The 17289-nt window shown below is 63.3% G+C and carries 12 protein-coding genes; 10 read left to right on the top strand and 2 right to left on the bottom strand.

Annotated elements, in window-relative coordinates; genetic code table 11:
* Positions 1-4: 4 nt before the first annotated feature.
* Genes U5A65_RS14780 through U5A65_RS14765 form a run of 4 tightly spaced genes read left to right on the top strand, consistent with a single transcriptional unit; the run spans position 5 to position 4945 of the window.
* On the top strand, positions 5-328 hold the full coding sequence (locus U5A65_RS14780) for a YtcA family lipoprotein (RefSeq protein WP_321946691.1): 324 nt from the start codon (positions 5-7) through the stop codon (positions 326-328).
* Between the two features lie 22 nt (positions 329-350).
* Complete coding sequence (gene mdtN / locus U5A65_RS14775; protein WP_321946690.1) at positions 351-1409, top strand: multidrug transporter subunit MdtN; 1059 nt, start codon at positions 351-353, stop codon at positions 1407-1409.
* A 5-nt stretch (positions 1410-1414) separates the two neighbouring features.
* Positions 1415-3490 carry an FUSC family protein gene (locus U5A65_RS14770; protein WP_321946689.1) on the top strand — a complete coding sequence of 692 codons (2076 nt, stop codon included), beginning with the start codon at positions 1415-1417 and terminating at the stop codon, positions 3488-3490.
* A gap of 12 nt (positions 3491-3502) precedes the next feature.
* Positions 3503-4945: an MdtP family multidrug efflux transporter outer membrane subunit gene (locus U5A65_RS14765; RefSeq protein WP_321946688.1), complete on the top strand. Its 1443-nt coding sequence runs from the start codon at positions 3503-3505 to the stop codon at positions 4943-4945.
* 237 nt (positions 4946-5182) lie between these two features.
* On the opposite strand, the gene U5A65_RS14760 is transcribed toward U5A65_RS14765, so the two are convergent.
* Both U5A65_RS14760 and U5A65_RS14755 read right to left on the bottom strand, forming a co-directional pair.
* Positions 5183-6355 carry a porin gene (locus U5A65_RS14760; protein WP_321910565.1) on the bottom strand — a complete coding sequence of 391 codons (1173 nt, stop codon included), beginning with the start codon at positions 6353-6355 and terminating at the stop codon, positions 5183-5185.
* Between the two features lie 220 nt (positions 6356-6575).
* On the bottom strand, positions 6576-7985 hold the full coding sequence (locus U5A65_RS14755; protein ID WP_321946687.1) for a YihY/virulence factor BrkB family protein: 1410 nt from the start codon (positions 7983-7985) through the stop codon (positions 6576-6578).
* Positions 7986-8179: 194 nt separating this feature from the next.
* Here U5A65_RS14755 and fdnG point away from each other — a divergent pair, with 194 nt between their 5' ends.
* The 6 genes from fdnG to selB all read left to right on the top strand — a co-directional run bounded on the left by fdnG (position 8180) and on the right by selB (position 17273).
* Positions 8180-11251 carry a formate dehydrogenase-N subunit alpha gene (gene fdnG / locus U5A65_RS14750; protein WP_321946686.1) on the top strand — a complete coding sequence of 1024 codons (3072 nt, stop codon included), beginning with the start codon at positions 8180-8182 and terminating at the stop codon, positions 11249-11251.
* Between the two features lie 12 nt (positions 11252-11263).
* Positions 11264-12202 (top strand): formate dehydrogenase subunit beta, encoded by a 939-nt coding sequence (gene fdxH / locus U5A65_RS14745; RefSeq protein WP_321910571.1) that lies wholly within the window; start codon positions 11264-11266, stop codon positions 12200-12202.
* On the top strand, positions 12189-12815 hold the full coding sequence (locus U5A65_RS14740; protein ID WP_321946685.1) for a formate dehydrogenase subunit gamma: 627 nt from the start codon (positions 12189-12191) through the stop codon (positions 12813-12815). The genes fdxH and U5A65_RS14740 overlap by 14 nt, the downstream gene beginning before the upstream one ends.
* Positions 12816-12932: 117 nt before the next feature.
* A complete protein-coding gene (gene fdhE / locus U5A65_RS14735) occupies positions 12933-13865 on the top strand; it encodes a formate dehydrogenase accessory protein FdhE (RefSeq protein ID WP_321946684.1) in 933 nt (310 codons plus the stop codon).
* 16 nt (positions 13866-13881) lie between these two features.
* Entirely contained in the window at positions 13882-15348 is a 1467-nt protein-coding gene (gene selA, locus U5A65_RS14730; protein ID WP_321946683.1) for an L-seryl-tRNA(Sec) selenium transferase, read from the top strand.
* A complete protein-coding gene (selB, locus tag U5A65_RS14725) occupies positions 15345-17273 on the top strand; it encodes a selenocysteine-specific translation elongation factor (RefSeq protein WP_321946682.1) in 1929 nt (642 codons plus the stop codon). The genes selA and selB overlap by 4 nt, the downstream gene beginning before the upstream one ends.
* Positions 17274-17289: the final 16 nt, after the last annotated feature.

Genomic DNA, 17289 nt, shown 5'->3' with positions numbered 1-17289 from the left:
GCTTATGCAGGCCCGGAGATTGGAAAGTCGAGCCCTGACGAAATCTATGCGAAAAGAAACATCAATCGAATTGCTCATATCCCGATGTGGGGTTGCGTTGCTGCTCGCCGCATCGCTGGCAGGGTGCTCGTTGCCACCTTCCATTCCGGTTCTGGGTGCCTATTTCCCCGGGTGGCTCTTTTGCCTCGTGGGGGCGCTCGTGCTCACGGTCATGGTGCGCGCTCTGCTGATGCGCCTGAATCTGGAGCGGCTCGTTGGGTCGCCTGTCGTCTTGTATTCCGCATTGTATGCCTTGTTTTCCCTGCTCTTGTGGGTGTCGTTTTTTTAGTATCTCTTAAAGGAATACGGTTATGGCCGGTTCATCCAATGAAAAGCAGAACAGGAAGTGGCCAGCCCTCGCTCTTGCTCTCCTGGCGCTGCTCCTTGGCATTTACGTGATATTTCGCCTTGATACGGCTCCGCGCACGGACGACGCCTACGTGTCGGCCGATACGATCGACGTAGCCCCCGAGGTGAGTGGCCGTATTGTCGAGCTCGCCGTCAAGGACAATCAACGGGTTAAAAAGGGCGATGTGCTGTTTCGCATCGATCCTCGTTCCTTCGAGAATGATCTGGCGCGATCCAACGCTTCGCTGGTTGCGCTCGACAAGCAAATCGAAACGGCCCGCAGAACGGTGAAGTCTCAGGAATACGCAGCCGAATCCGCGCGCGCCAAGGTGGAAAGCGCGCGAGCAACCGCCGCCAAGGCCGCGCAGACATTCAAGCGTACCGAGCCGTTGCTGGCGCCCGGCTATGTGTCCAGCGAAGACCTGGACCAGGCGCGCACAGCAACGCGTACGGCCCAGGCCGATCTGGCGTCGGCCGAACAGCAGGCGCATGAGGCAGAGGCCGCGGTGACGAGCGTCGAGGCCCTGGTGGCCCAGCGTGACGTCGTTCAGACCGAAATTGCCCTCGCGCAACTGCATCTGGATCAGGCGACGGTGCGCGCACCGTTCGACGGCCGGGTCGTGTCGCTGAAGACCGCCGTTGGGGAGTTCGCCTCGGCGCAGAAGGCCATCTTCACGCTCATCGACACGGGGCACTGGTACGTGATGGCGAATTTTCGCGAAACAGAGCTGAAAGGCATTCGTCCCGGCATGGCGGCAACCGTCTATTTGATGAACGATTCGACCAGGCGTTTTCACGGCGAAGTCGACTCGGTTGGCTACGGTGTACTCCCCGACGATGGCGGTAGCGTGGTGGACGGCTTGCCCAAGGTGCAGCGCACGATCAACTGGGTGCGGGTTGCGCAGCGTTTTCCCGTCAAGATCCGCGTCGACAATGCCGATCCGGAGGCGTTTCGCATAGGCGCGTCGGCGGTCGCTCTGCTCGAGCACGCGCAAAGCGCCGGGACGAAGAAGGGGAGTTAGTTGCCATGACGACAACCGGGCCTTTCTCCGGAGAGTTATCGACGATCACGCGCTTTTTCAAGCTGGAGCTGGCCGACTATCCCGGTCGCATGGCGTGGACATTGCGTCTGCTGCTTATCGGCTTGCTTCTCGTTCTGATCTCGATGACATTGGGTGTGCCCTATCTGGTCTTGTCGATTGGGGCTGTCGCTTTCAACGTGGTCCAGCCCAACGTCGTGCTGACGCGGCTTGTCGGCATGACGTTCGTGATATCGACGTTTGTTGTCGTCGCGACCATTCTTCTGGTGCTCAAATTTGCATACGGATATCCGATGGTGCGCATTGTCGTGTCGTCGCTCATCTTTCTGGCATGCATGTACCTGATGCGCGTTCACAAGCTGGGGATTGTGTTTTTTGCGGTCGCGGTGGCCGTGCTCATCGGCCAGACCACTCCAGACACGCTCGACTATCCGGAGATCGCCGTTCGCAGCTCAATGTGGATGGGCATGTCGTTCCTCTATCCGGTGATCGTCATCTGGATTGTCTATGGCTGGTTTTTTCCCGCGGAGCCCCTGCGCCAATTGCAGGAGGAGGTTGGTCGGCAGATATCGGATATCGCCGCACGCCTTGAGCGGGGCGCTACCCCGGAGGGCGGCACGACCGCGCTGACTCAAGGCAATCTGGACGCGGCAGCCGGGAGGTTGCAGAAACTGCATGGATTTGCCGCTATGCGCAGTGCCCGCTATCGGTCGGCGCAAGCTTACTGGAAAGTCTGCATTGATGCGGTGTCCTATATGCACGGCGTGATATGCAGTGCTTCCGGAGTGAGTGAACTGGGTTCCGGCGATCACGCTCGCCGTTTGCTGGCCAGTTTGCGCGATCAGGTCGAGGCCTTGAACCGATCCTTTATCGACCTGACGCCGTATCGGTCCGACTGGAAGCCGACGGCAGAGGAAGCCGACCAGTACGAGCAACTCGGTTTGGGCGGCGTCTGCAGAGCGCTGCAGGAGCTGGCGCGTCTCGACCCGGCGCAGTTGACCATGCCGCCAGCCAGGAAAGGCGGCATGTTCGTGCCCGATGCGTTCACCAATCCGGCTTACCTTCGCTTTGCCCTGAAGACGCTACTCGCAAGCCTGATTTGCTATGTGTTCTATCACAGCGTTGATTGGGACGGTATTCACACCAGCATGATCACCTGCGGTCTGGTCGCCAATCCTACTCAAGGCGCGACTTCCCGAAAGCTCATACTGCGCTTCGGTGGCGCGCTCATGGGCGGGGCTTTGGCGCTGCTGTGCAGCGTGACCGTTCTTCCGCGGATAGACGACATCGTGAGCCTCCTTTTGATGGCGGCGCCTGTGTTCTTCGTCGGTGCGTGGATCGCTGCGGGTTCCGAGCGCTCGTCATACATCGGCATACAGATGGTGGCGACGTTCTGCATCGCGGTCATGGCGGATCAAGGTCCCAATGTCGATCTCACCGAAATTCGGGACCGTGCCATGGGCATCTGGATTGGTACGGCAGTTTCGGCAGTGGTGTACACCATGCTCTGGCCGGAAAGCGAAGCCGGCACGCTCCGCCAGAAACTGGTCGATCTCGTCAGGCAGCTCGGCCGGCTCGTGGCCCAGCCCATTCAAGGCGCAGCCGACGAACAGTTGCACTATCTGCAGCAGAGGGAGGCTTGCCATATGGCGATCGTGGCCTGCGAGGAGACGCGTAATCGCGTGTTTCTCGAGGACACGCGGCCGCATGGCGAGCGACGAGCGTTGCTGGAGAACGGCGACCAGGTGCTCGAGCAAAGCCGCGCCATGCTCCAGTCGTGGGACGCGTTGCGAGACGGTCTTGCAGCGCAGCGGGAGGGGGATGCCACCCAGCGCAATTCGACAGCCTGGCAGGAGAGGTTACAGGCGCGGCTGCAGCGCTATGCCGAGGGGATGGCGGGCGAACCGGCAGAAGCCACGCATGTCCTGTTTGGCCGCGATGACGCCATCGAGGTTCCGCGTCTCGCCGCGAAAGCGGAGCGACTCATGGACGATATTCGCGATCTGCCGGAATGGGGTGGACCTCAAACCGGCGCGCCGCTCATTTATATGCCGGGTAAGTAAAGGTGTCGTGTAATGACGTTTAAAAGAAAAGCTCTGCGCATTTCCGGCGCCTTCCTCATCACGGGGCTGATGTCGAGTTGCGCGTTAATCCATCACGACACGGCGCCACACGCGCAAATCGCCGCACAGGACATCAAGCTGGCCAGCGACATTCATCTCGCGAGTGACGGATGGCCCGACGCGCAATGGTGGACACGCTTCAACGATCCGCAGCTCAACGCCCTCATTGAACGAGCGCTGGCGGGCTCGCCAACCATGGCTACGGCCCGATTGCGTGTGACGCAAGCCCAGGCGCAGGTTGATGAAGTCAGGGCCGAAGGCGGCCCGCAGATCGGCGGTCTGGGCGTCGTGATGCGTGGACGCGGCCCGGCCAGCGGCTTTCTGGTGCCGATGAGCCCTTGGTATACCGCAGGTTTGCTCGGCGTATTCGGTACGTGGACTATCGACCTGTGGGGCAAGAATCGGTCGTCTGTTCGGGCCGCGATTGGCGAGGAGAACGCAAGTGTTGCTGAGGCGGCCTCTGCGCAGCTCGGCCTGGCCACTGGCGTCGCCCAAGCCTACTACTCGATGCAGATGAGCTACCGGCAGCTCGATCTTCTCCAGCAGTCGAAACAAGTCCTCGAGTTCATCGTGCAGGCGCACGCGGACAAGTACGCGCGCGGCGTCGAGGCGCGAACGTCGTTGCAGTCCGCACGTGCCCAGCTGCTGGCGCTCGAGCAGCAGGCAACCGCCACGCGTAGCCAGATTCTGGAAACGCGGGAGGGCATTCGGGCACTGATTGGCGCCGGCGCGGACGCCATGCCCGAGATCAAGCCAGCGCCGTTGCCTGAAGCGGTGTTGTCCGGTGTCCCGAGCACGCTGTCTTATGCGTTGCTGGCAAGGCGCGCCGATCTGCAGGCCATGCGTTGGGAGGTGGAGTCGTCACTCGATCAGGTCGCGGCAGCCAAGGCGGCCTTCTACCCGAGCCTGAATATCTCGGCGTTTTATGGATTGAATGCCATTCCCCTGTCCAAGCTGTTCAAGAGTGCGAGCCAGCAGGTCAATCTGATTCCCGGACTCTATCTGCCGATCTTCGACAGCGGCAGTCTGAATGCGCAATTGCATAGCGCTCGGGCGTCGAGCGACATCAAGATCGAACAGTACAACCAGGCCGTACTCGACGCGGTACGTGACGTCGCGGTGAACGGCAGTCAATTGCAGACGCTGGCCGACAAGCGCAAATTGCAGGCGGACAAACTGGAAGCCACGCGCTATTCCCAAAGTGCCGCCGAAGCGCGGTATGAGCAGGGATTGGGGAGCCGGCTTGCCGCCATGGAGGCTCGCTTGCCCATTATTGAGGAGCAGGCCAGCTTGCTGTCTGTCGACGGACAGTGGGTCAATCAGCAGATCGCCTTGATCAAGGTTTTGGGCGGCGGATATGACGCCGAGGCGCCTGCCAGCCAGGGTGCGCAATGAACTGGCGATATCGAACGGCGTTGGGCCTGCCGTGTCGTGCCTCGACGAGCGGCATGAATCACAGGCAGGTAGAGAGCCTGCTCTAAAAGCGCGCGGGCATAAAAAAACCAGCCAGGGCTTGCGCCCGAGGCTGGTTTGTGCAGCGTGTAGTTTTTAGCTGCGCGGTCTCGCTCGCTTCGCCGGGGTGGCTCGTCAGCCAGTTCCGGCGCCGGGCCGAAGCCCGGACTAAAGCGTTGCTTAGAACTTGTGGCGGATGCCGACGCTGACCAGGGTCTGCGAGCTCGAAGCCGAGTCGAAGCTGTACGAACCGATTGCTGCGCCAGCGGTCGTCGTGGTGCCGTCCGCGTTGCGCTGCGTGCCGTTGGCGTGCTGGTAGGCAGCCACAGCGTAGAAGTCGGTGCGCTTCGAGATGTTGTAGTCCGCGCCGAGCGAAACCTGGTTGTACGTGTTCGACGTGTCGCCAGCGCCGTGCGTCCAGGTGTAGCCGAGGCCGAGCAGGAGAGCCGGGTTCAGCTGGTAGCCGAGGAAGCCAGCAGCAACGTTGTAGCGCTGGTTCGAAGCGAATGCCGAAGCGGCGTCCTGGCGCATCTGGACGTTGCTGTAACGGCCGCTCATCGTGAACGGACCAGCAACATATTGCAGTGCAACCGAAGCGATGCCGACCGACTTCGCCGTGGTGTAGCCAGCGGTGATCTGGTTGTCGCCGAAGATGCCGTCCGACGTCGACGTCGACGACCAGCCTGCGCGCTCGACTGCCGACGCCGCGTTGTCCATGCGGAAGTAGCCAGCAGCGACGTTGAACGAGCCGATGCCGTACGTTGCTGCGCCGCCCCAGCTTTGACCCGAGCCCGTTGCGCCAGCCACGCCGCCCAGTGCGTACATGCCTTCGAACTGGAAGCCTTGCAGAACCGGCGAAACGTACTTGATTGCGCTGTTCGTACGCGAGGTGTTGTCGTTGTTGTCGACGTCACCCGGCGTTGCGAACGTGCTGCCGAAGTAGTTGTCGGCGGTCAGCGGCTGAACCATGTCGACCAGCGGGTCGTACTGGCGGCCGAGCGTAACCGTACCGTACTGGTCAGCCGTCAGGCCGACGTAGGCTTGACGGCCGAACATCTTGCCGCCTTGACCGAGCTTGCCGGTGTTGATGTCAAAGCCGTTTTCCAATTGGAAAATTGCCTTCAGGCCGCCGCCCAGATCTTCCGTACCCTTCAAGCCGAAGCGGTTGCCCGACAGGTTGCCGCCGGCCAGGCCGACCAGATTCGAATTGTTGCCGTTTGCGTCGACCGTGTTGTGGGCCCACTGGATCGATTCGTCGATCACACCATAGAGGGTCACGCTGCTTTGAGCGTGCGCGGTGCCAGCAGCGGCCAAGAGGGCCAGCGAGAGGGTCGAGAGAGCGACTCGTTTCATTCTGTTTTCTCCACGCAGAAATTGTGTAGTTGTTGCGCGATGGAGAATAACGCAGCAGGTCAGGCGACCTGAACTGAAAAAATAAAGTTTGTCGCAAAAACCTGACACCAGCCAGAATCCCTTGTCAGACGGGGGCTGCGTCGATTATGCCGATTTCAGAAATATTGGATTGTTGACCGAGCATTATTGTCGTTTTTGATAAAAGTTCCGTAAACGACTGTTATTTTTTTGGCTTGCTGCGACCATTGGAAGCAGCCTCGATTGGCCCGGCTTCGTGAGGGTGACGGCGCCTGCCAACGGCCGTCATGGCGAGCGCCGCGCTCGCGGCGAACAGCACCGAACTCCACGGATGGCGCTTCACGTAGCGGTCGGCGGCGGCCACCGTGCGGCCCGCCTGGACCAGCGTGAGCGCAGCCGCGTAGGTGGCGCTGTCCTCCATGCGCACGACCGAACGGCGAATCTGCAGCCCCGACTTCATCCTCCCGAACGCTCCGCCACGCGCACTCGCGAGCCCTACCGCGCCGAGCGGAGTTTCCGATAGTGTCGATTTGTCTGCCGCAACGGCCGCCGCCAGGGCCGCGGGCATTGCCGTGGCTGCTGGACTGCCGTTTCCGATCGGCACGGCCAACGGCTGCGGGGCCGCGGCAGAACGGTCCGCCTGCTTCGTGTCGTGGCGCGCGACGATGGTGGAGGCGGCGAGCACCGAGGCCAGCTTGGCGCGGCTGCCAGGCGGTGTTTCCTCAAGGAAACCCCACGCGCCGCGCGGGTCGTGCAGGCGCCCGCGCGCCGCCGAGAATTCGGCGCCGAGCAGCAGCACCGCCGCCGAAAAATAGAGCCACATGAGCAGCACCGCTAGCGAGCCGGCGGCGCCGAACGCCGTTGCCATGCCCGCGTGCGCGAGATAGAGCGCAAACAGCTTCTTGCCCGCCGAGAACAGGACGGCAGCGACGATGCCGCCCACCATCGCGTCGCGCCAGCGCACGTCGGCGTCGGGCAGGAAGCGCAGCAGGGCGCCGAATGCGACGGCCAGCACCACGAGGCCCACCCCCAGCTGCATCAGGTTGCCGATGATCACATAAGGAGAATTGCCCCAGAGCCACTGGCCGACAAAGGTGATGGCCGTGTCGAGCACGAGCGAGACGATCAGCAGGAACGCGACGCCCAGCACGAGGCTGAATGAAATGAGGCGCACGCGCACGAGCGCCAGCACGCTGGAGGGGCGCTGCCCGTCCGGCGGCCAGACGATATTCAGCGCGGAATTGAGCGACGAGAAGGTTGCGGACGCGCCGATCACGAGCAAGCTGAGCGAGATGATCGCCGCGACACCGCCCTTGCCGCCCGCGCGGTGCGCGTTCTGCACGATGGTGGTGATGCCGGCGGCCGCGTCGTTGCCGAGCACATTGTGGACCTGGCGGAAGAGTTCGCCGCGTGCGGCGTCGTCGCCGAAGAACCAGCCGGCTACGGCAATCACCATGACGAGCGTGGGCGCGAGCGAAAACGCCGAATAAAACGCGATGCTCGCCGCGAGCGACGGGCACCGGTTGGCAATGAACTGGCGCAGCGCGCCCACCACCCACGACGCTTCCTTGCGTGCGGCATGCTGCAGTCGTTCGGAGGAAAGCGTTGACATGAGGGAGCGCCCCGAAGTGGTTCTTCCGTGGTTCGTTTCGTCACACACCTGGCTCATTCGCCATCCAATATTAGCAAGCGTGGTTCCCGGGCGGCCTCGCGCTGTACGCGTGCAAAGCTCGCGAACATCCAGCGCGATCCGTCGCCCAAAACGTCTTATACTGAAAAAACCCACAACCAGGCCGAGGACGAATCATGCTGCAGATGTCCCGGCGTCAGTTTCTCAAGGTCACGGCAACGTCGCTGGCGGGTTCCAGCCTCGCGCTGATGGGTTTCGCGCCCGACAACGCGCTTGCCGAGGTTCGACAATACAAACTGGCGCGCACCACTGAAACCCGCAATACCTGCCCGTACTGCTCGGTCGGTTGCGGGATCCTCATGTACGGTCTCGGCGATGGCGCGAAGAACGCGACGGCGAGCATCATCCACATCGAAGGCGATCCGGATCACCCCGTCAATCGCGGCACACTGTGCCCGAAGGGCGCGAGCCTCATCGACTTCATCCACAGCGAGAGCCGCCTGAAGTACCCCGAGTATCGAGCGGCGGGTTCGAACGAGTGGAAACGTATCTCGTGGGACGAGGCGCTCGACCGCATTGCGAAGCTGCTGAAGGAGGATCGCGACGCGAACTTCGTCGAGAAAACGGCGGACGGCAAGACCGTGAACCGCTGGCTGACCACCGGAATGCTGGCGGCATCGGCGGGCAGCAACGAAGTCGGCTATCTCACCCACAAAGTGGCCCGCAGCATGGGCCTGCTCGCATTCGACAACCAGGCGCGTGTCTGACACGGCCCGACGGTGGCAGGTCTTGCCCCGACGTTTGGCCGTGGAGCGATGACGAACCATTGGGTCGACATTCGCAATGCGGACGTGATTCTGGTGATGGGCGGCAATGCGGCCGAGGCGCACCCGTGCGGCTTCAAGTGGGTCACGGAGGCGAAGGCGCACCGTAAGGCGCGGCTCATCGTGGTGGACCCGCGTTTCAATCGCACGGCATCGGTCGCGGACTTCTACGCGCCGATCCGCACCGGCACGGACATCGCGTTCCTTGGCGCTGTGATCAACTATTTGCTCACGAACGACAAGATCCAGCACGAGTACGTGAAGAACTACACCGACTTCTCGTTCATCGTGCGCGAGGATTTCGCGTTCAACGACGGCATTTTCTCGGGCTACGATCCGCAGAAGCATGCGTACCCGGACAAGTCGTCATGGAACTACGAGATCGGCGACGACGGCTTCGTGAAGACCGACGACACGCTGCAGAACCCGCGCTGCGTGTACCAGTTGCTCAAGCAGCATTACTCGCGCTACACCGCCGACATGGTCGAGAAGGTGTGCGGCACGCCGAAGGACAAATTCCTCAAGGTGTGCGAAATGCTTGCGAGCACGGCCGAGCCGGGCCGCGCGTGCACGATCCTGTACGCGCTCGGCTGGACCCATCACTCGATCGGCGCGCAGATGATCCGCACCGGCGCGATGGTGCAGCTGTTGCTCGGCAACATCGGCATTGCGGGCGGCGGCATGAATGCGCTGCGCGGCCACTCGAATATCCAGGGGCTCACGGACCTCGGGCTGATGTCGAACCTGCTGCCGGGCTACATGACGCTGCCGTTCGAAGCGGAGCAGGACTACGACGACTACATCAAGAAGCGCGCTTCGCAGCCGATGCGGCCGAACCAGCTCAGCTACTGGCAGCACTACGGCGCGTTCTTCGTGAGCTTCATGAAGTCGTGGTGGGGCGCCGCGGCCACGAAGGACAACAACTGGGGCTACGACTGGCTGCCGAAGCTCGACAAGCCCTACGACCTGCTGCAGACCATCGAGCTGATGAATCAGGGCAAGGTCAACGGTTATATCTGCCAGGGCTTCAACGTCATCGCATCGGCCCCGGACAAGGCCAAGACGCTCTCGGCGCTCGGCAAGCTCAAGTGGCTCGTGATCATGGACCCGCTCGCCACCGAGACTTCCGAGTTCTGGAAGAAGTTCGGCGACTATAACGATGTCGATACCGCTTCGATCCAGACCGAGGTGTTCCGTTTGCCCACCACTTGCTTCGCGGAAGAAAACGGTTCGCTCGTGAGTTCGAGCCGCGTGCTGCAGTGGCACTGGAAAGGCGCGGAGCCGCCGGGCGAGGCGCGCAGCGATCTCGAGATCATGTCGGGCCTGTTCCTGCGCATCCGCGCGGCGTACCAGAAGGACGGCGGCAAGCTGCCCGATCCGATCGTCAAGCTCGACTGGCCGTATTCGGATCCTGCCAGCCCCACGCCGGAAGAACTCGCGAAGGAGTACAACGGACGCGCGCTTGCCGACCAGACCGACGCGAAGGACCCGACCAAGGTGCTCGTGAAGAAGGGCGAGCAGCTTGCGGGCTTCGCGCAGTTGAAGGACGACGGCACGACGTCGAGCGGCTGCTGGATCTTCTGCGGGGCCTGGACCCAGGCGGGCAACCAGATGGGCCGGCGCGACAACTCGGACCCAACGGGCATCGGCCAGACGCTGAACTGGGCCTGGGCGTGGCCGGTGAACCGGCGCGTGCTCTACAACCGCGCCTCGTGCGATACGGCGGGCAAGCCTTTCGATCCCACCCGCAAGCTGATCGGCTGGAACGGCAGCGCCTGGACGGGCGCGGACATCCCCGACTTCAAGGTCGACGAATCGCCGGACCAGGGTATGGGGCCGTTCATCATGAACCCCGAGGGCGTGGCGCGCTTCTTCGCTCGCGACGGTATGAACGAGGGTCCATTCCCCGAGCACTACGAACCATTCGAGAACCCGCTCGGCTATAACCCGTTCCATCCGAACAATCCGCTTGCCACGAACAACCCGGCGGCGCGCGTGTTCCCCGACGATCGCAAGACATTCGGGACCGTGCAGCAGTTCCCGCATGTGGCGACCACGTACCGGCTCACCGAGCACTTCCACTTCTGGACCAAGCATGCGCGGTTGAACGCGATCATCCAGCCGCAGCAGTTCGTCGAGATCGGCGAGGCGCTGGCGAAGGAGGTGGGCGTGGTGGCGGGCGACCGCGTGAAGGTGTCGAGCAATCGCGGCTATCTGATCGCCGTGGCGGTGGTGACCAAGCGCATCAAGCCGCTCACGATCGAGGGCAAGACCGTGCATACCGTTGGCGTGCCGCTGCACTGGGGCTTCAAGGGGCTCACGAAACCGGGCTATCTGACGAATACGCTTACGCCACCCGTGGGCGACGGCAATTCGCAGACGCCCGAGTTCAAGTCGTTCCTCGTGAAGGTCGAAAAGGCATAGGGGGCGCGAACCATGGCATTTCAATCACTCGACGTCAGACGCATTTCCGCGACGACTACGCCCCCGCCCGGCGTGCGCGAGCCGGTCACGGGCACGGTCGCGAAGCTCATCGACGTGACCAAGTGCATCGGCTGCAAGGCGTGCCAGACCGCGTGCATGGAGTGGAACGACCTGCGCGACGAGATCGGCGTCAATACCGGCGTCTACGACAATCCGCACGACCTTAGCGAGCATTCGTGGACCGTGATGCGCTTCGCGGAATACGAGAACCCGAACGGCAACCTCGAATGGCTGATCCGCAAGGACGGCTGCATGCATTGCGACGATCCGGGCTGTTTGAAGGCATGCCCGTCGCCGGGCGCGATCGTGCAGTACACGAACGGCATCGTCGATTTCCACGAGGAAAACTGCATCGGCTGCGGCTATTGCATCACGGGCTGCCCGTTCAATATTCCGCGTCTCTCGAAGACCGAGCATCGCGTGTACAAATGCACGCTTTGCTCGGACCGCGTGGCCGTGGGGCAGGAGCCGGCCTGCGTGAAGACCTGCCCGACCGGCGCGATCGTGTTCGGCACCAAGGAAGACATGAAGCAGCACGCGGCCGAGCGCATCGTCGATCTCAAGGAGCGGGGCTTCGAAAACGCGGGGCTTTACGACCCGCAAGGCGTGGGCGGCACGCACGTGATGTACGTGCTGCATCACGCGGACCAGCCCTCGCTCTATCACGGCCTGCCCGACAACCCGCGCATCAGCCCGATGGTGCGGCTTTGGAAGGGTATCGCCAAGCCGGTTGCACTTGGCATCATGGCGCTCACGGCGCTGGCCGGCTTCTTCCATTACACGCGCATCGGCCCGAACGAAGTGACGGCGGAAGACGAAGCCGCCGCGCGCGACGAGGCGCGGCGCATCCGTGGCGAACCACCCGAGGAGCGCAACGATGAAAGACGATGAACCGCAACTGATCGAGCGCTACACGCCCAACGAGCGCAGCAACCACTGGATCACCGCGATCTGCTTCATTTTGCTCGCGCTCTCGGGGCTCGCGATGTTTCATCCGGCCATGTCGTGGCTTTATGCGGTGCTCGGCGGCGGCCAGTGGACGCGCATTTTGCATCCGTTCATCGGCGTCGTGATGTTCGTCTCGTTCCTGATCCTTGCGCTGCGTTTCTGGCACCACAACTATCTGGACAAAGACGACATCCAGTGGATGAAGCAGATGGGCGACGTGCTCAACAACCGCGAAGACCGGCTGCCGGAGATCGGCCGATACAATGCGGGACAGAAGCTGTTATTCTTTACGATGGTGGTTTGCCTCGTGCTGTTGCTCTTGAGCGGCATCGTGATCTGGCGGCGGTATTTCTCGTTCTATTTCCCGATCGAGATTATCCGGCTCTCTTCAGTGGTGCATGCGGTCGCGGCGTTCGTGCTGATATGCGGCATCATCGTCCATATTTATGCCGCGCTATGGGTGAAGGGATCGATCGGCGCCATGACGCGCGGTTACGTCACTTGGGGCTGGGCGAGAAAGCATCACCCGCGCTGGTTCCGCGAGAGCATCAAGTAACGCACAGGCTGCGCGCCGCCTGCCGTCGAGGCAGGCGCGGCGCGAGCGGCAAACCGCCGGCGCCCGCAAGGGCACGGCGGTTTTTTCTTGGTGAAGCCGTTCTGGAGCAGACCCGTCGTGACGCAACGCATTCTCGACCCGCAGCAAATCGAATCGCTCGACCCAACGGCCATTCCGCGCATCCGTCTGCCCGAGCGCTTCGCCTTTTTCAGCACGCGCGCCGTGCGCCTGCGGCATCTCGCGGATCACAATCCGATTGGCGGCTATGTGCGATTGATGGCGGCGCTCGTCGACGCGCAGCAGGAGGCGCTCGAACAGTGCAGCGCACCCATGCCTTCTCGCGACGCCATTGCGAACGCGCAGCATCATTGCATGCCGATTCTGCCGGCGCTTTCGGGCGAGCGTGATCCGCAATGGCGCGCGGTGCTATACCGTCTCGCCGATCGCGTTGAAGCCGCGGGCGCCGTTGCGCCGGCGCTCGCGAAAGTGCTCGCCGATCTGCGCGCCATGAATGCCGCGCAACTCGACGCCCAGGCCGACGCAATTCTCGCGCAGCGCTACACCGAAGTCGCACCTGCCACCGCGCCGTTGATCATGGCCGCGCTGCAGGTGCTGTGGACCGACCTCGCGAGCCGCATCGACGTGCGGGACATTCCCTATGTCGACACACCGGGCGTATGCCCCGTGTGCGGCTTGCCGCCCGTTGCCAGCATCGTGCGCATTGGCGGCGCGTATCAGGGCTATCGGTATGTGCAATGCGGCCTGTGCGGCACCGAGGTGCACGTGGTGCGCGTGAAGTGCACCAACTGCGACTCGACCAAGGGCATTGCGTATCACGGTATCGAAGGCGGCAATGCCGCACTCAAGGCCGAATCGTGCGACGAGTGCCAGACGTACCGCAAGATCGGCTATCAGGAGAAGGATCTCGACTTCGAGCCGCTCGCCGACGACCTCGCGAGCCTCACGCTCGATTTGCTGATGAGCGACGCAGGCTACCGCCGCGCGAGCCCGAATCCGCTGCTATGGCCCGAAGTGCCTGCCGATCAGTAAAGGAGTCGCGCACACCATGAGTGAAACCGTGGGACAAGCAGCGGAGCACGATGCACGCACCCTCAATGCGCTGCTCGCAACCATGCCGGCGGTCGAGCGGGTGATCGCCTCGGAGCAGGCGCAGCCGCTGATCGCACAATATGGACGCACCCAGGTGCTGGACGCGATACGCGCCACGCAGGACGCCTGGCGTCTTGACGCGCGAGCCAGCGTATTGACGAATGAAGACAAGGACACCGAACCGTTTTCGCTAGAGCGCATCATCGCGGCCACCTCGCGACGGTTAACCGAACGCACGCAAAGCCGCCTGCGGCCGGTCTTCAATCTTACGGGCACGGTGCTCCACACGAATCTCGGCCGCGCACTGCTCCCCGACGAAGCTGTAAAGGCCGTCGTGCAGGCGCTCACGCAACCCGCGAACCTGGAATTCGATCTCGCGAGCGGCAAGCGCGGCGACCGCGACGATCTGATCGACTCGCTCATCTGCGAACTGACGGGGGCCGAGGCCGCGACCGTCGTCAACAACAACGCGGCGGCGGTGCTGCTGCTGTTGAGCGCACTGGCCAATCGCAAGGAGGTCGTTGTTTCGCGCGGCGAACTGGTCGAGATTGGCGGGGCGTTTCGCATTCCTGACATCATGAGCCGGGCGGGCGCACGGCTGCGCGAGATTGGCACGACGAACCGGACACATCTGAAGGACTATGAAGCAGCGATCAACGCGCGCACGGCGCTGCTGATGAAGGTGCATTGCAGTAACTATGCGATCAGCGGCTTTACGAAGAGCGTCGAACTCGATGAACTCGCGCCGCTGGCGCGGCAGCATGGCTTGCCGATAGCGGTCGACCTGGGCAGCGGGACGCTCGTCGATCTCGCACAGTGGGGCTTGCCCGCCGAGCCCACCGTGCGCGCGACCGTGGAAGCGGGCGCGGACCTCGTGACCTTTAGCGGCGACAAACTGCTGGGCGGCCCTCAGGCGGGGCTGATCGTCGGACGCAAAGAACTTATTGCGAAGATCAAGAAGCATCCGCTCAAGCGCGCGTTGCGGGTGGGCAAGCTCACGCTCGCCGCGCTCGAACCGGTTTTGAGGCTCTATCAGGCGCCTGAATTCTTGCAGGAGCGGCTGACTACGCTGCGCCTGCTCACACGTCCCGCCGCGCAAATGCAGGAGGCTGCGCAGCGCGCGCTGCCCGCGCTGCAGCGTGCGGTTGGCGACGCGTATGCCGCGAGCGTCGAGCCGATGTTCAGCCAGATCGGCAGCGGCGCGTTGCCCGTGGACGTGCTGCCGAGCAGCGGGCTCGTCGTGCGCCATGCGGGCAAGGGCGGCAGCGGCCGCGCGCTGCTCAAGCTCGAACGCGCCTTGCGCGAACTGCCTCGGCCCATGATCGGCCGCATTGCCGACGACGCCCTGCATCTGGACCTGCGCTGCCTCGAACCGGCGGACGAAGCGGCGTTCGTTGCGCAACTCGCGGAGCTGCGCCTGTGATCGTCGGCACGGCGGGGCACATCGACCACGGCAAGACCACGCTGGTCCGCGCCTTGACCGGCGTCGACACCGACCGCCTGAAGGAAGAGAAGGCGCGCGGCATTTCGATCGAGCTGGGTTACGCGTACCTGCCGCTCGCCAATGGCGACGTGCTTGGCTTCATCGACGTGCCTGGCCACGAAAAGCTCGTGCATACGATGGCGGCGGGTGCATGCGGCATCGACTTCGCCTTGCTCGTGATTGCCGCCGACGACGGCGTGATGCCGCAAACGCGCGAGCATCTCGCCATTCTGCAACTGCTGGGTGTGCAGCAAGGCGCCATTGCGTTGACCAAGGTAGATCGCGTGGAGGCGGCGCGGCTCGACGCCGTGCGTGCAGAAATCGCTGCATGGCTCGCTAACACGATGCTTGCGGGCGCACCGGTCTTCGAGACGAACGCAACGCAGGCGCATGACGAAGGCGTCGCGCGCCTCGACGCCTGGCTGCGCGAGCGCGCGAGTACGCGGCGCGCGCGACGAGACGATGGCCTTTTTCGCCTGGCGGTGGATCGCGTCTTTACGCTGGCGGGCCAAGGGACGGTGGTGACGGGCACGGTATTCGCCGGGTGCGTACGAGCCGGCGACACGCTCATGCTTGCACCCGCCGGCACGCCCGCGCGCGTACGTGGCCTGCACGCGCAGAATCGTGCGGTCCACGCTGGCGACGCGGGTCACGCCGGCCAGCGTTGCGCACTCAATCTCGCGGGCATCGACAAAGAACAGATCACGCGCGGCGACTGGATCGTCGATGCGCGTCTCGCTGAGCCCGCCATGCGGCTCGACGTCGAACTGCGCTTGCTCGACGACGCAGACGTGACGTTGCAGCACTGGTCGCCGCTTCATGTGCACCTGGGCACGACGCATCGTGTTGCAAACGTCGCGCTGCTCGAAGGCGAAACGCTCGCACCGGGTGCAGTCGCCCGCGTGCAACTCGTTTTCGACGCACCGTTGCACGCGTTGCCGGGAGATCGGTTTATTGTTCGCAACGCGCAGGCAAACCACACCATAGGTGGCGGCCGTGTGCTCGATCCGTTCGGCCCATCGCGACGGCGCAGGACGGCCGAACGGCGCGCATGGCTCGACGCGTTGCGCATGTGGCTCGACGAAGCGAACCTCGCGCCGCTAATCGAAGAAGCGCCGCGCGGCATTGCGCGCGCGACGTTGGTACGGTTGACCGGCTACGACGATGCCGCGCTGGCATTGCCCGCCGATGCGATTTCAATCGCACCGCAAGGGCGCGACGACGAAGGCGCGGTGATCGCGCGTGCGCACTGGGTGAAGCTCGCCGAGCGCATTGATGAAGCACTCGGCGAGTTTCATGCGCGCTCGCCCGACGAACAGGGGCCGGACGCGGCGCGTTTGCGGCGCATGGCGGCGCCGCTAGTGAGCGATGCGGTGTGGCGCGCCGCGATCGAAGCGCTCGAACGCGAGGGGCGCGTGGCGCGCAGTGGCCCGTGGCTGCATTTGCCTTCGCATGCGGTGACGCTCGACGCCGACGACGAAGCGCTCGCGGCACGCCTCATGCCTTTGCTTGCGCAAGGGCGTTTCGATCCGCCGTGGGTGCGGGACCTCGCGCGCGAGACGGGTCAGCCGGAGGAGAAGGTGCGTGCGTTGCTGCGCAAGCTCGCACGCCTTGGTGTGGTGTATCAGGTCGTGCGCGATCTCTTTTACGATCGGGACGTGGTGCAGACGCTCGCTCGCGCCGTGGCGCAGATTGCGGCGGAGCAGGGCGGCGCCGTCAACGCTGCGGCGTTTCGCGACGCCACGGCGTTGGGCCGCAAACGGGCGATCCAGATTCTGGAGTACTTCGACCGCGTTGGATATACTCGCTTTCAGCGCGACACGCATCTGTTACGGCACGATAGCCGGATGCGAGAGTGGTTGTAGGCACATCGATGTGTGC

Origin of the sequence: Paraburkholderia sp. J10-1, from assembly GCF_905220165.1 — a bacterium.
GTDB lineage: Bacteria > Pseudomonadota > Gammaproteobacteria > Burkholderiales > Burkholderiaceae > Paraburkholderia.
This window is presented reverse-complemented; position numbering and strand designations above follow the sequence as displayed.

Bases quoted from the DNA above. Each gene is read 5' to 3' on its own strand.
- U5A65_RS14780 (WP_321946691.1), top strand. From the start codon at position 5: ATGCAGGCCCGGAGATTGGAAAGTCGAGCCCTGACGAAATCTATGCGA.
- mdtN (WP_321946690.1), top strand. From the start codon at position 351: ATGGCCGGTTCATCCAATGAAAAGCAGAACAGGAAGTGGCCAGCCCTC.
- U5A65_RS14770 (WP_321946689.1), top strand. From the start codon at position 1,415: ATGACGACAACCGGGCCTTTCTCCGGAGAGTTATCGACGATCACGCGC.
- U5A65_RS14765 (WP_321946688.1), top strand. From the start codon at position 3,503: ATGACGTTTAAAAGAAAAGCTCTGCGCATTTCCGGCGCCTTCCTCATC.
- U5A65_RS14760 (WP_321910565.1), bottom strand. From the start codon at position 6,355: ATGAAACGAGTCGCTCTCTCGACCCTCTCGCTGGCCCTCTTGGCCGCT.
- U5A65_RS14755 (WP_321946687.1), bottom strand. From the start codon at position 7,985: ATGTCAACGCTTTCCTCCGAACGACTGCAGCATGCCGCACGCAAGGAA.
- fdxH (WP_321910571.1), top strand. From the start codon at position 11,264: ATGGCATTTCAATCACTCGACGTCAGACGCATTTCCGCGACGACTACG.
- U5A65_RS14740 (WP_321946685.1), top strand. From the start codon at position 12,189: ATGAAAGACGATGAACCGCAACTGATCGAGCGCTACACGCCCAACGAG.
- selA (WP_321946683.1), top strand. From the start codon at position 13,882: ATGAGTGAAACCGTGGGACAAGCAGCGGAGCACGATGCACGCACCCTC.